Below are 13,186 nucleotides of genomic sequence, written 5' to 3'. Positions count from 1 at the left end.
AAGGCGCTTACGGTGAGAACGATCGGGGATGTGGCGACGGAACTCGGCGTGGAGCCGCATGTGCTGCGGCACTGGGAACAAGTGGGAGCACTCACCGTGCGCCGCGACGGCAACGGCTACCGCGTGTACGACGAGAGCGCGCTGGACGCGGCGCGTACGGTCTTGAAGCTGCGCCGGGTCGGTCTCTCCCTGCCCGAGGTCACCGCCGCCATGGCGCCGACGAAGGCGGCGGCGCAGGCGGTCGTCAGGGCGAAAATGGCAGCGCTCGAGGAGGAAATCGCCCACCGTCGGCAGGCGATCACGTTCCTTCGGCACGCCGCCGAGTGCCGGCACCGCTATCTCGACGAGTGTCCGGACTGCGCGGCCTTCGTCCGCGACGCGTGAGCCGCAGTGCCGTGCAGCGCGCCGGCCGGCAGCGGCGGCGGGGCCGGCTCGCGGGTATGACGCGAAGCGCCCGCGCTTCCCATCGCCGGGGTGCGGCGGTGGGAAGCGCGGGCGTCGGTCGTTCAGGGGCGTCCGGTCAGAGCACCGGGACCGGGTAGGTCGGGTACTCCACCCCGGAGACGTGCTGGACGACGCGGATGACCTGGCAGGAGTAGCCGAACTCGTTGTCGTACCAGAGGTAGAGGATCGCGTTGTCGCCGTCGACCTTGGTCGCCCCGGCGTCGACGATCGAGGAGTGGCGCGAGCCGACGAAGTCCATGGAGACGGCGTCGGGAGCGGTCGTGAAGTCGATCTGGCGCTTCAGCGGGGAGTGCAGGGAAACGTCGCGCAGGTGGTCAAGGACCTCCTCGCGGGTGGTCTCGCGGCCCAGGCGCAGGCTGAGGATGGCGATCGACACGTCCGGCACGGGCACGCGGATCGAGCTGCCGGTGATGGGCGCCTTGAGGTCGGGCAGCGCCTTGGCGACGGCCGACGCGGCGCCGGTCTCGGTGATGACCATGTTCAGCGGCGCGGAGCGGCCCCTGCGGTCGGCCTTGTGGTAGTTGTCCAGGAGGTTCTGGTCGTTGGTGAAGGAGTGGACGGTCTCCACGTGGCCGCGCAGCACGCCGTACTCGTCGGCCATGGCCTTCAGCGGCGGCACGATCGCGTTGGTGGTGCAGGAGGCGCAGGACAGGATCTGCTCGTCCGGCTTGATGGTGTCGTGGTTGACGCCGTGGACGATGTTGGGGACGTCGCCCTTGCCCGGGGCGGTCAGGACCACCTTGTCGATGCCGGGGCGCAGGTGGTTCGAAAGTCCCTCGCGGTCGCGCCACTTGCCCGTGTTGTCGATGAGGATGGCGTCCTTGATGCCGTACGCCGTGTAGTCGACCTCGGACGGGTCGTTCGCGTAGATCACCTTGATGGTGTTGCCGTTGGCGACGATCGTGTTCGTCGCCTCGTCCACCGTGATGGTGCCCTGGAACTGGCCGTGGATGGAGTCGCGGCGCAGCAGCGAGGCCCGCTTGACCAGGTCCGCGTCGCCGCCTCCCCGCACCACGATGGCGCGCAGGCGCAGGCCGTTGCCCGAGCCGGACTTCTCGATGAGCAGGCGGGCGACGAGGCGGCCGATGCGGCCGAAGCCGTACAGGACGACATCGCGGCCGGCCCGGCGCTCGATCTTGTTCTCGCCGGTGGCGCCGGTGACGGCGTCCGCGGTGAACTCCTCGATGGACAAGCCGCGGTCGTCCGCCTTGTAGGTGGCGGCGAGCATGCCGATGTCGATCTGGGAGGGACCGAGGTCGAGGGTCGTCAGAGCCTGGAGGAACGGCAGCGTCTCGGTGACCGAAAGCTCCTCGCCGGCTATCTGGCGGGCGAATCGGTGGGTCTTCAGAATGCTGACCACCGACTTGTTCACCAAGGAACGGCTGTGCAGCAGGATCGTGACGTCCCGCTCCCGGTGCAGCTTGCCGATGATGGGGATCATCGACTCCGCGATCTCCTCGCGGTTCTTCCAGTTGGTGAACGAGTCGTCATTGACAGTCACGGAAGTTCATCTTTCGAGCTAGGCGGCGCTCATATGCTAACCCCCTGCCCTTTTGATCGTTCAAGCGGTGTCCCCGCGAACGGGGCGGCCTTGTCGGCGGGGGCCCGGTCCCCGCGCGGGGACCGGGCGCGGGCGTCTAGCCGAGGGTCCAGCGCTGGAGCGCGGAGCCGGTGTCGGGCTGCTGGGTGACGAGCGCCCCGTCGGTCGTGGCTGCCGTGGTGAGGAGCAGCCCGCTGGCCTTGGACGCGACCGTGTAGCGGCCGTCGGCCGTGGCGGTCACCGACCAGTGCTGGTTGGCGCCGCCGGTGCAGGGCCACTGGATCACCTCGGCCCCGGCGGCGCGGGAGCTCGCGGTGACGTCGGCGCAGAGCTTGGATTCGCCGTTGACGATCTGGTAGCTGCCGTCGGGCTGCCGGGTGAAGACCCAGTTCTGGTTGGCTCCCGCGTTGGGGCTCCAGGTGATGAGCTGGGCGCCCTGTTCCGTCGAGTGGCCCGGGTCGTCGAGCGCCTTGCCCGAGGCCGTGAGGGTGTGGGTGCCGTCGAGGGATCCCCCGCTCGCCGGACCGGTCGGGGTGAGGCCGAGGGTCTGCTCCGCGGCGGTGCGCGAGCCGCCGACCGCGCTGCCGGTGGTGTCGCTCCAGCTGCGGACCGGGGTGGTCTCGGCGAGCCGGCCGGGCCGCGCCGAAAGGCCGAGCACGAGCCCGCTGTAGCGGTTGACCAGGCGGTAGGAGCCGGTGGAGGTGACGGGCACGACGAACCACTGCTGGCCGACCGTGGGCCCGCCCGCCCCGGCGGCCGCCAGCACCGGCTTCGCGCCCCACGCGCGCCCGGACTTGGGGGTGGTGGGAACGCCGAGGAGCTTGCCGGTGGAGGCGGCGGCGATGCGGTACGAGCCGTCGCCGTTGGAGGTGAACACCCACGGCTGAAGGGCCGACCGGGTGGCCGCCGGGTCGGAGGTGACCGAGACGCCGTCGGCCGCCTGGGCCAGGACCCGGCCGTCCCCGCTCGCGATCCGGTAGGCCTTGGTGACGTCGACCGGGGGCGCGGCGGGCGCGGACGAGCCCACCGTGATGTCCACGTACTCGCCGTCGGCGCCACCCTGGCAGTCGATGGAGCAGTACGACCTGAAGGTCTTGCCGACGATGGTGGAGCTGGTGCGGTTGGCGCCGTCGAGGAACCAGCGGTACCAGGAGTTGTTGGTGTAGCCGCCGGTGTCCCCTATGAGGTGCCATTTCTGGCTGGTGAGGTCGTCGGTGGCGTAGATGCGCTGCGGCGCCGTCCCGTTGACCGCCTCGGGCTCGCCGATGTAGAGGCCCAGGTAGGCGTTGTAGGTGATGTTCATGACGAACAGCGGTGATTTCGGCGGCAGTTGACCGGCCGCGATCTGCTGGGCCACCGTGCCGGCGTGGGAGGGGTCGTAGTCGCCGGCCACCGGGGTGTACCCCGTGGAGCTCGCGCCGTCGACCGGCACCATGTTGCTCTCCAGGCCGCCCACGCCCGGCTGCGACCAGTGCCCGTCGTACCACTTCTGCCAGGAGCCACGTGCCATCTTCGAGGAGATCGGCGCGCGGGCGACGTGCGCCAGACTGTCCTGCCAGTTGCCGCCCTTGGCGACGACGCGCGACCCGTAGTAGACGTAGAAGTAACCCGAAGCGGTGTCGACGAAGAGCCGTTGGTCGCCGTCGCCATAGGAGTACGTCTCGTGCGGGAACTGCGTGGTGTCGCCGCGCTGAGTGCTGTACGGCGAGGTGATGGCGTGGTCCTTGATGGTCCAGGTGCGGCCCTGGTCCTTGGAGAGCGCGTAGTCGATCGCGTCGAAGTGGATGCCGTCGGAGAACGGCGCCGGCGTGAACTCGTTGTGGACGAGCCCGTACCAGTCCCCTGTGTCCGGGTCGACCCACACGCCGGAGAGGTCGCAGTAGTTCTTCTGCGAGTAGCCCGCGTTGCCGACCGCGTACGTGGCCTCACGGCCGGTGGGGCTGTTGTCGCAGCGCCAGGTCGTGTCGTTGTTCTTGTCGGCGGGGTTGGCCGGGTTCACGGCGTCACTGATCGCGCTCGACCGCGCGGCGCCGTCCATGTCGGTGCCGGTGAAGAAGTCCCAGTACCGGGGGTCCTTCGCGCCGTACAGGGCGGCGGACTGCTGGAAGTAGAAGGTGCCGTCCTTGTCGACGTAGACCGAGGCGGGCGTGTCCGTCGGGTGCGTGTACGGCACGGGTGTCCCGACGCTGACGCTGTACGTGACGTCGTGGGGGACGCTGTGCTTGACGTCGTGGGGCGCGGCGGCGGCCGGCGGCGCCACCGAGCCGGCCAGCGCCAGGGCGGCGGCGCCGAGGGCCGCGGCCACTGCTCTGAAGGTGGGGGAGGACACGGGCGCTCCTTCTGTGACGGCCCACGGGTGTGGGGGTGGGGAACGGCGCGCGCCGACGGCCTGGCCGCCCGCGTGCTGCGCAGTCTGTGCACCGCGGCGGCCACCGTCCACGGACATCCGTCGGCCGGGCTTGGACTTTTGTCGCCCGGGCGCGGCCCGGCGCCGCAGACGTCCGCCCCCGCCCGCCGCTTGAATATGCCAAATACGTGCGCTACTGAGCCACGGGCCGGAATACCTGGCCGAAAACTGACTCGCGACCCACGGATTCACATCCCCGCATCCCCTTACTAAAAGGCACGGAACCAGATATTCCGGACGATGAGTTTCGAGGCGCCTAAAGGATGAGTAAGGTGTGGGTCGCTGTCGGTGAACCCGCACATGACCTCGGGCCCGGCTGAATTCCGCATGCGGGGATTCGTAGGCGCGGGGTGTCGTCCGCGGGGACACAGGGAGAGGATCGTGGCTGCCGGCTCGTTCGAGGGACACTACGTGTGGCATCCGGCGGCCGACGATCGCGAGCTGGCACGGGCGTGCACCGATGTGCGGGCCGGCCGCTACCTGGGCGCCCACAACGTCCTCCAAGAGGCGCGCGGGGACCACGAGTTGCGCGCGCACCGCTCCTTGGTGCTGGCCTCCGAGGCGGCCGACTCCGACCTGGCGGAGCGCTGGCTGACCGAGGAACCCGGCCCGGAGGCCGCCCTGTTGGCGGCGCGGGTGGCGATGATCCGCGCGCTGCGCTCGGCCGACGCGAGGGACGCCCGCGCCGACGCGCTGCTGCGCATGGCGCAGGCGGCCTGTGTGCGGGCGGCGCGGCTGCTGCCCCAGGACCCCACGCCCTGGGTGGCCCAACTCGCCCTGGCCCGCATCGACGGCCCCCGCGACGCGGCGCCCAGAGGACTCCTGACGGCGCCGCCCGGGCCCTGGCAGCTGTTCGCCCATGTGCTGCGGCTCGACCCCTGGCACCGCGAGGCCCACCACCGCTTCCTGGCGTGCTTCTTCACCCGCAACGGCGGTTCGGCGAGCGCCCGTTGGGATGTCGCCTCCTTCCTCAGCCACCGGGCGCCCGCCACCTCGGCGCTGCGCCTGCTGCCGCTCGTCGCGCTGGTCGAGGACTACGATCCGAGCGCGCTGCTGGCCGACCGCACCTGGCAACAGCCGCAATGGGCCTCCACGGCGCTCGGGATTTACCACAACTGGTTTCCCCAGGCGGCCCGTTATCGGTTCACGCCCGTTCTTGACCTCGCCTATCTGGCACACGCCCTGTTCATGGCGAAGCGGGAATTCGAGGCGCGGGAAGTCCTGACGGCCATGGGCCCCTACGCCTCGCGCATGCCCTGGAGCGTGTTCGGCGATCCCGGGGAGCAGCTGAACCGGGCCCGCAAGTCCTGCGGGCTGCCGACCCCCGCACCCACCTGACCTCGGCCTCTGTGAACGGCCCGCCCGCGAGCACGCTTCTTTTCACCCCAAGGAAAGGTTGCCCCTGTGTCCGAGCAGACGTCCACCACCCGCTCGTCGAGCAGACCGGCGGAAACATCCGCCACCTTCGACGACGACGCCACGCTCCATGCGATGGGATATCCACGGAAACTCACCCGTAGATTTCACGCGTTCGACAATTTCGCCATATCCTTCACCATCATCAACATTATCTCCGGCATCTTCTCCGCCTTCGGATTCGGAATGGGGGCGGGCGGCCCCCGGATTCTGGTCTTCGGCTGGATCGGCGTCTCGGTGATGGTGCTGTTCGTGGGCGCGGCGATGGGTGAGATCGCGTCCGCCTACCCCACCAGCGGCGCCCTGTACTTCTCGGCGGGCAAGCTCGCCAAGCGGCACCGTGGGGCCTGGTCCTGGTACACGGGATGGCTGAACTTCGTCGGCCAAGTAGGCGGCACGGCCGCCACCAACTACGCCGCCGCCACCTTCATCCAGGCCTTCGTCTCCATGCAATGGCCGTCCTACGAGGGGACGCCGCAGCAGACGGTCGGCATCGCCACGGCGATCCTGCTGATCCAGGCGCTGGCCAACACCTACACCGTGCAGCTGGTCGCCGTGGTGAACCGGATCTCCGTGTGGTGGCTCCTGATCGGCATGGTGGTCATCGTCGTCGCCCTGACCGTGAAGCCCGGATCGCACCAGCCGGTCTCGTTCGCGACGCACTTCGTCAACAGCACCGGCTTCGACAACGGTCTGTACGCCGCGATGCTCGGCCTGCTCGTCACCAGCTGGACGTTCACCGGCTTCGACGGCAGCTTCCACATGTCCGAGGAGACGGTGAAGGCCACCGTCAACACGCCCAAGGGCATCATGCGCGCCATCCTCTACTCGGCGCTCGCCGGCCTCGTCCTCATGCTCGCCCTGGTGTACTCGATCCGTGACTACGCGAGCGAGATCGCCGCGTCGGCGCCGCCGGTGCAGATCCTCGTCGACGCGCTCGGCCTCGGCATGGCCAAGCTGCTCCTGCTGATCGTCATCGGCGCCATGCTGTTCTGCGGGCTCGCCAACATGACCAGCAACACCCGGCAGATCTTCGCCTTCTCGCGGGACGGCGCGATGCCGGGCTCGCGCTGGTGGCACTCGGTCTCGCTGCGTACGCGTACGCCCGTGAAGGCGGTGTGGCTCGCGGCCGCGTGCGCCCTGGTCCTGATCATCCCGGGCTGGTGGTCGCACACGGCGTTCACGGCCATCGTCAGCGTCAACGTGGTGGGCCTGTACCTGGCGTACGGCGTGCCCATCTTCCTGCGGCTGCGCCTGAAGGACTTCGAGCCGGGCCCCTGGAACCTGGGCCGCTACGGCAGGCCGGTGGCGGCGGTCGCCGTGGTGTGGATCGTGCTCAGCAGCGTCCTGTTCATGCTGCCCCAGGTCTCCCCCATCACCGCGGACTCCTTCAACTACGCGCCGATCGCGCTCGGCGTGGTGCTGCTCATCGCCACCATCTGGTGGTTCGCCACCGCGCGCCGGCGCTTCCAGGGGCCGGTCAGCTACGGCAGCCCCGACGAGGTGGCGGCGATGGACCTCATCTGAGGACACCGCCCGGGGCCGGGGGCGACGCGGGGTGCGGTTCCTCATCCGCTCGCGGCTGCCGCGAGCCGTCGCTCCAAGGGGGTGCGAAAGCTCGGTTTGACGCGCACGTCGGCGAAGAACGCCGTCAGCCGGGCCGCCTCCGCCGCGATCGCCTCGCGCGCCTCGCGGCCCACCCCTTGGCGCGTCAGGAGTTCCGTGACGATCTCGCCGTCGGGACGCTGGGCCCAGCCGCCCACGACACGGCCGTTCCACCACACGCTGGGCCCGATGTTGCCATTGGTGTCGAAGAGCTGGGACGTGTACGCGGCGTCGAGGTACCAGTCGCGGCCGCGCCAGCCCATCGGGGTGGGATCGAGCGCGGGCAGCAACGCGGCCCAGGGCTCCGGTTCGGCGGGGGGTTCCAGGTGGGCGGGCAGGGCGTGGCCCGCGCCCTCGTCGAGGTCGGCCGCCACCGCGTCGGTGCGGGCCAGCGCCTTGCGGGTGTCGGTCAGCGTCCAGCCCGTCCACCACTTGACGTCCTCGGTGGTGGCGGGACCGTAAGCAGCGAGGTAGCGGGCGGCCAGGCGCGCCTTGGCCTCGTCGGCCGGCAGCTCGGGGTGCGGTTCGGCGGGGATCCAGCGGTACTGGCTGGAGGCCCAGGTGCCGAGCGGGCGGCCGCGCCGGATGCGCCCCTCGGCGGCCATCACACCGAGGAAACGGCTGGTGATGCGCGGCCGCGCCTCGTACGGCTTGCCCTCGGACTGGACGATCTGCGCCTTCAGGTCCGGTACGTCGTCGGCGATTTGGGCCGCCGTCGCCTCGCCGCGCCGCTCAAGCGCGGCGAGGACCGCCTCCTCGGTCCGGGCGAACCAGCGTGCGTCCAGGCCCAGTTGTTCCTGAAGCACTTTGGTCAGGTTGCGGCGTTCGCGGGCCGCGACCGCGCGGGCGGTCGAGGCGTCCACGACGGGAGCGAGTTCGCGCGGGACCACGAACATCGTGCGCCGCATGCAGAGCATCCGCACCAGCGTCCGGTCCTCGTACAGCGCCCGCTCGAGCTCCGTGACGGAGGGGGTCTGGAGGCGGGCGGCGACGGAGAGATACACGGAGGCGGGGTCGGTGGCGTGCAGACCGAGCAGCGCCTCGGCCACCGCCTCCGGGGTGGCGGCGCGGGCCGCCGGCGCCAGCAGGTGGCGGGCGCCGAGGCGCGCGCGGCGCTCCTCGGCGGTGATCTTCCGACGCGTGTGGGTCATGGTTTGAGACTAGCGACCACACCCGCCGTCGCGTTCAGGCCGTCCAGGATCGTCGGCGCCATGCTCGTACCGGCCAGAAAGAAGCCGAGCAGCGCACAGACGATCGCGTGCGAGAACTTGAGCCCTCCGCTCCGCAGGAAGATCACCGCGAGGACCACGAGCAGCAGGACCACCGAGATCGAAACAGCCATGACGAGCCTCCTCCACCGCGCCGGCATCCCGGCGTTCGGGCGTCAGTGTGGCGGAGGAGGTGCCGGGATCCCGGCCAAGACATGTCCGCCGTACGGGTGTTGACTGCGCGTGACCTCCGGCGCGCGGCGCCCGGGGCGAGTTGGTGTCAGCCGCGTGCCTGCGGCGGCGGCGCGGCCCAGGTGACCGTGCGGTCGCACCAGTCGGCGATGAGGTCCCGGTCGTGGCCGACGGCCAGCAGGGCGGCGCCCGTCGCGCCGCGGTAGGTCTCCACCGCCTCGATCAGGGCGGCGGCGGTCGGTGGGTCCAGGAGGGCGGTCATCTCGTCGCAGATCAGCAGGCGCGGCCTGAGCACCAGGGCGCGCGCGAGGCAAGCGCGTTGGAGGTCGCCGTCGCCGACCTCGCCGGCGCTACGGGTCAGGAGGGCGCCGCCGAGGCCGACGGCCTGGGCCAGTTCGTCGACGCGCTCGCGGATCTCGATGCGCCGCCCGGTCGCCTTCAGCGGTTCTGCGATCAGGTCGCGCAGCCGCACGCCCGGGTCCGCGGGGCGCCGTGCCCCCTGGTGGACGACGCCCACGGTGGTGCGCAGGGCGCGCGGCACGCTGTCCACGACGGGAACGCCGTCTACGACGACCCTTCCCGCGTCCGGCCGGTGCAGCAGGGCGGCGACCCTGGCCAGCGTGGATTTGCCGCACCCGCCGGGTCCCAGCAGCCCGACCGCCTCGCCGCGCCCCACGGCGAGGCTCATGTCCCGCACGACGGGGCGGCCCCGCTCATAGCCCGCGGTGATGTTGCTGAGTTCAAGCACGACGGGAGTCCTCCCAGGGGGCGTGCCATCCCGGCCATATGCCGGGTATGACCCTGAAGGAACGTTCCGTCAGGCGCACCCCAGGGTACGACGCGGTCACCTCGCCCGAAATGGCCATGCCCCGATCCGGGCGGGCGCGCGGGGAACCGCGCGCTCGGCCCGGTACGGCCCGTGCCCGTGGCGCGATCCCGTGCGCCCCCTCCCCGGACGCCCTCAGGGCGCCCGCAGATCGACGAGCTCCGCGATCGCGGACCGGTGCTCGCCCGCCGAACCCAGCGCGATCTGAGACGATTTGGCGCGCTTGAGGTAGAGATGGGCGGGGTGCTCCCAGGTCATCCCGATCCCGCCGTGCAACTGCACGCACTCCTCCGCCGCCCGCACGGCGACCCGCGCGCAGTACGCCTGGGCCAGCGCCACCGCGAGCGGCATCTCCGGGCTGCCGCTCGCGAGCGCGTCCGCCGCGTTGCGGGCGGCCGCGCGCGCCGAGACGACCTCCAGCCAGAGCTGCGCCATGCGGTGCTTGAGCGCCTGGAAGGAGCCGACCGGCCGGTTGAACTGCTTGCGCTCACGGGTGTACGCCACCGTCTCGGCCAGACACCACTCGGCGACCCCCAGCTGCTCGGAAGCCAGCAGCCCCGCCCCGGCGAGCAGGCCACGCCGCACGGCACCGGGCGTGGCGTCCCCTCCTGCCAGGAGCGTGCCGCTCGCGCCGTCGAGGGTGACGGTGGCGAGCGGGCGGGTCAGGTCGAGCGGGGTCAGCGGGGCGATCGTGGCGTCGGCCGCGTCCACGGCGTACAGACCCTGTTCGGTCGGCACGATCAGCACGTCGGCCGTGGCCGCGTCGGCCACCGCGGAAACGGTGCCGGCCGGCGTCGCGAGGAGCCGGACCGAGCCGGGACCCGAGGCGAACGGCACGACGAGCGCGGCCGTCCGGTGCCCGCTCGCCAACTCCCCAAGGAGCGCGGCCACTTGGGTGTCCTTCTCCGGACCCAGTGCCATAAGGGTCTCGGTGGCGATCACGGAGCTGGTGAGGAACGGGACCGGCGCCACCGCGCGCCCGGTCTCCTCAAGGACCACCGCGGCCTCCCGGTGCGAGGCGCCCTGCCCGCCCAGCTCCTCGGGTACGAGCAGCCCAGCGAGGTCCATCCCGGCGCCGAGCGCGCGCCACAGCTCGGGGTCGCAGGGCACGTCGGACTCGGCGCGCGCGAGCGTGGACGCGGCGTCGGCGCGGCCGGCGAGCAGGGCCCGTACGGCAGCCCTGAGGTCGTCCTCGGCCTCGGAGTACAGCAGGTCGGGGGTGGCTTCTTCGGCGGGCTGCGCTGTCTGCGCCTTCATCGGGCCAGGTCCTTCCAGGCGACGTCCTTGTCATTGCGCGGCTCGGCGGGCAGCCCGAGGACACGTTCGGCGACGATGTTCAGGAGCACTTCGCTCGTGCCGCCCTCGATCGAATTGCCCTTCGAACGCAGATAGCGGTAGCCGGCGTCGCGCCCGGTGAAGTCGACGAGTTCGGGCCGGCGCATCGTCCAGTCCGAGTACAACAGGCCCTCAGCCCCGAGGAGTTCGACCTCAAGGCCGCTGATGTCCTGGTTGAGGCGCGCGAAGGCAAGCTTCATGCCGGAGCCCTCGGGCCCCGGCTGGCCCGCGACGAGCTGCTGGCGCAGTCGCTCGCCGGTGAGCCGGGCGACCTCGGCCTCGACCCACAGGGTGAGGAGGCGCTGGTGCAGGTCGTGGGTGCGCAGCTCGGGCCGTTCGCGCCAGACCCGCGCGACCGGACCGATCATTCCGCCCTCACGCGGGATGCGCATGCCACCGATGGAGACCCGCTCGTTCATGAGGGTGGTCTGGGCGACCTTCCATCCCTCGCCGACCTCCCCGAGCCGGTGCGCGTCGGGGATGCGCACGCCGGTGAGGAACACCTCGTTGAACTCGGCCTCACCGGTGATCTGCCGCAGCGGCCGCACCTCGACGCCGGGGTCGCTCATGTCGCAGATGAAGTAGCTGATGCCCCGGTGCTTGGGCAGCGCCGGGTCGGTGCGGGCGATGAGGATGGCCCAGCGGGCGAGGTGCGCGCTCGACGTCCACACCTTCTGTCCCTCAACGACCCAGGTGTCCCCTTCGCGCACCGCCCGGGTGCCGAGGGCCGCGAGGTCGGAGCCGGCGCCCGGCTCGCTGAAGAGCTGGCACCAGACCTCCTCGCCCACCCACAGCGGCCGCAAGAAGCGCCGCTTCTGCTCCTCGGTGCCGTACTTGAGGATGGTCGGCGCGGCCATGCCGAGGCCGATGCCGATCCGGCGCGGGTCGTTGTCGGGCGCGCCGGCCGCCGCGAGCTCGGCGTCCACGACCGGTTGCAGGGAGCGCGGCGCGGCAAGACCGCCGAGACCCACGGGGTAGTGCACCCAGGCGAGCCCGGCGTCGAAGCGCGCCTTGAGGAAGTCGAGCGGTTCGGTGTCGGCGGGCGGGTGCGCTGCCAGCAACTCCCGCGTACGCGTGCGCAGTTCGGCGGCGTCGGTCATCGGGCGGCTCCTTCCGTGAGGACGACCACGCGGCCGGTGGTCGTACCGTCGGCGACCCGCTGCACGGCGGCCGCCGCGTCCTTGAGCGGAACCCGCTCACTGATGAGCGGCTTGATGGCGCCCTCCGCGGCGAGGCGGGTGAGCTGATCGTGGCAGCGCGCGATCGACGCCGGGTCCTTCTGCGCGTACAGACCCCAGTGCAGCCCGACGATCGAGTAGTTCTTCACCAGGGCGTGGTTGAGCGCGGGCGCGGGAACGGAGCCGCTGGCGAAGCCGACGATCACGATCCGTCCCTCGAAGGCGACACACTTGGCGGACTTGGCGTACGCGTCACCGCCGACCGGGTCGTAGATGACGTCGGCGCCACGGCCCCCGGTCGCCTCCTTGACGGCGGCCACGATGTCCTCGCTACGCCGGTCGATGACGAGGTCGCAGCCCAACTCCCGTGCCACTGCGGCCTTTTCGGGCCCACCCACCACGCCGATCACACGCGCGCCGGCCGCCTTGCCCAGCTGCACGGCCGCGCTGCCCACTCCCCCGGCGGCTGCGTGCACGAGCAGCGTCTCGCCCTTCTGGAGGTGGGCCCTGCGGTGCAGGCCGAAGACTCCGGTCTGGTAGCCGATGTGCAGGGCGGCCGCCTCGGCGTCGTCCAGGGCGCCGGGCGCGGGCAGCAGCGCCGCCTCGTCGGCGACGACGTACTCGGCGAGGCCGCCGTGCGGCAGCGCCGGGTTGGCGATCACCCGGCGGCCGTCCTCGGTCTCCCCGCAGATCTCGACTCCGGGCGTGAACGGCAGCGGCGGGCGGATCTGGTACTGCCCCCGGCAGAGCAGCGCGTCGGGGAAGTTGATGTTGGCGGCCCGCACCCTCAGGAGCACCTGCCCCGGGCCCGGCACGGGCCGGTCGATGTCGTCGAGCCGCATCACCTCGCCCGGCTCGCCGTTCTCGTGCACTCGCCATGCCTGCATTCGGGGGCCTCCACACGCCGGGCGCGATACGGGCTGCGTACCGCTGAGTACGTTCCACTGCTCGCGAGCATACTAAGCGGTCGCTTGCCGCAAGGGAATCATCCTGGCGCACCGGTCCGGGTGCCGC

Annotated in this window: 11 protein-coding genes; 3 read left to right on the top strand and 8 right to left on the bottom strand. The window is 71.3% G+C overall.

Annotated elements, in window-relative coordinates:
• Window positions 1–12 precede the first annotated feature (12 nt).
• Window positions 13–384: a MerR family transcriptional regulator gene (locus ACFYM2_RS11020; protein ID WP_388835243.1), complete on the top strand. Its 372-nt coding sequence runs from the start codon at window positions 13–15 to the stop codon at window positions 382–384.
• 136 nt (window positions 385–520) lie between these two features.
• Here the strand turns inward: ACFYM2_RS11020 and ACFYM2_RS11015 are convergent, their stop codons facing one another.
• Both ACFYM2_RS11015 and ACFYM2_RS11010 read right to left on the bottom strand, forming a co-directional pair.
• Window positions 521–1,966, bottom strand: coding sequence for a glyceraldehyde-3-phosphate dehydrogenase (locus ACFYM2_RS11015; protein ID WP_359002498.1), 1,446 nt, complete (start codon window positions 1,964–1,966; stop codon window positions 521–523).
• A 136-nt stretch (window positions 1,967–2,102) separates the two neighbouring features.
• Window positions 2,103–4,334 (bottom strand): RICIN domain-containing protein, encoded by a 2,232-nt coding sequence (locus ACFYM2_RS11010; protein ID WP_359002496.1) that lies wholly within the window; start codon window positions 4,332–4,334, stop codon window positions 2,103–2,105.
• A 459-nt stretch (window positions 4,335–4,793) separates the two neighbouring features.
• Here ACFYM2_RS11010 and ACFYM2_RS11005 point away from each other — a divergent pair, with 459 nt between their 5' ends.
• Both ACFYM2_RS11005 and ACFYM2_RS11000 read left to right on the top strand, forming a co-directional pair.
• A complete protein-coding gene (locus tag ACFYM2_RS11005; RefSeq protein WP_388835239.1) occupies window positions 4,794–5,750 on the top strand; it encodes a hypothetical protein in 957 nt (318 codons plus the stop codon).
• Between the two features lie 153 nt (window positions 5,751–5,903).
• Window positions 5,904–7,355, top strand: a complete 1,452-nt coding sequence (locus tag ACFYM2_RS11000; RefSeq protein WP_359002509.1) for an amino acid permease — start codon at window positions 5,904–5,906, stop codon at window positions 7,353–7,355.
• A gap of 41 nt (window positions 7,356–7,396) precedes the next feature.
• On the opposite strand, the gene ACFYM2_RS10995 is transcribed toward ACFYM2_RS11000, so the two are convergent.
• The 6 genes from ACFYM2_RS10995 to ACFYM2_RS10970 form a co-directional block, all read right to left on the bottom strand.
• On the bottom strand, window positions 7,397–8,584 hold the full coding sequence (locus ACFYM2_RS10995) for a winged helix DNA-binding domain-containing protein (RefSeq protein WP_359002492.1): 1,188 nt from the start codon (window positions 8,582–8,584) through the stop codon (window positions 7,397–7,399).
• Complete coding sequence (locus ACFYM2_RS10990) at window positions 8,581–8,775, bottom strand: hypothetical protein (protein ID WP_359002490.1); 195 nt, start codon at window positions 8,773–8,775, stop codon at window positions 8,581–8,583. Before ACFYM2_RS10990 ends, ACFYM2_RS10995 begins: the two co-directional genes overlap by 4 nt.
• Window positions 8,776–8,921: 146 nt before the next feature.
• On the bottom strand, window positions 8,922–9,581 hold the full coding sequence (locus tag ACFYM2_RS10985; protein ID WP_388835236.1) for an ABC transporter ATP-binding protein: 660 nt from the start codon (window positions 9,579–9,581) through the stop codon (window positions 8,922–8,924).
• Window positions 9,582–9,794: 213 nt separating this feature from the next.
• Window positions 9,795–10,916, bottom strand: a complete 1,122-nt coding sequence (locus ACFYM2_RS10980) for an acyl-CoA dehydrogenase family protein (protein ID WP_388835233.1) — start codon at window positions 10,914–10,916, stop codon at window positions 9,795–9,797.
• The gene (locus ACFYM2_RS10975) at window positions 10,913–12,094 is read right to left on the bottom strand and encodes an acyl-CoA dehydrogenase family protein (RefSeq protein WP_388835230.1); all 1,182 of its coding nucleotides are present in this window, start codon (window positions 12,092–12,094) and stop codon (window positions 10,913–10,915) included. The genes ACFYM2_RS10980 and ACFYM2_RS10975 overlap by 4 nt, the downstream gene beginning before the upstream one ends.
• Entirely contained in the window at window positions 12,091–13,059 is a 969-nt protein-coding gene (locus ACFYM2_RS10970) for an NADPH:quinone oxidoreductase family protein (protein WP_388835227.1), read from the bottom strand. Before ACFYM2_RS10970 ends, ACFYM2_RS10975 begins: the two co-directional genes overlap by 4 nt.
• Between the last annotated feature and the right edge of the window lie 127 nt (window positions 13,060–13,186).

The organism is Streptomyces sp. NPDC006711 (assembly GCF_042869775.1).
Classification (GTDB): Bacteria; Actinomycetota; Actinomycetes; order Streptomycetales; family Streptomycetaceae; genus Streptomyces.
This window is presented reverse-complemented; position numbering and strand designations above follow the sequence as displayed.

Excerpts from the sequence above, each read along its gene's own strand:
- ACFYM2_RS11000 (WP_359002509.1), top strand. The coding sequence starts at position 5,904 with ATGGGATATCCACGGAAACTCACCCGTAGATTTCACGCGTTCGACAAT.
- ACFYM2_RS10995 (WP_359002492.1), bottom strand. The coding sequence starts at position 8,584 with ATGACCCACACGCGTCGGAAGATCACCGCCGAGGAGCGCCGCGCGCGC.
- ACFYM2_RS10990 (WP_359002490.1), bottom strand. The coding sequence starts at position 8,775 with ATGGCTGTTTCGATCTCGGTGGTCCTGCTGCTCGTGGTCCTCGCGGTG.
- ACFYM2_RS10980 (WP_388835233.1), bottom strand. The coding sequence starts at position 10,916 with ATGAAGGCGCAGACAGCGCAGCCCGCCGAAGAAGCCACCCCCGACCTG.
- ACFYM2_RS10975 (WP_388835230.1), bottom strand. The coding sequence starts at position 12,094 with ATGACCGACGCCGCCGAACTGCGCACGCGTACGCGGGAGTTGCTGGCA.
- ACFYM2_RS10970 (WP_388835227.1), bottom strand. The coding sequence starts at position 13,059 with ATGCAGGCATGGCGAGTGCACGAGAACGGCGAGCCGGGCGAGGTGATG.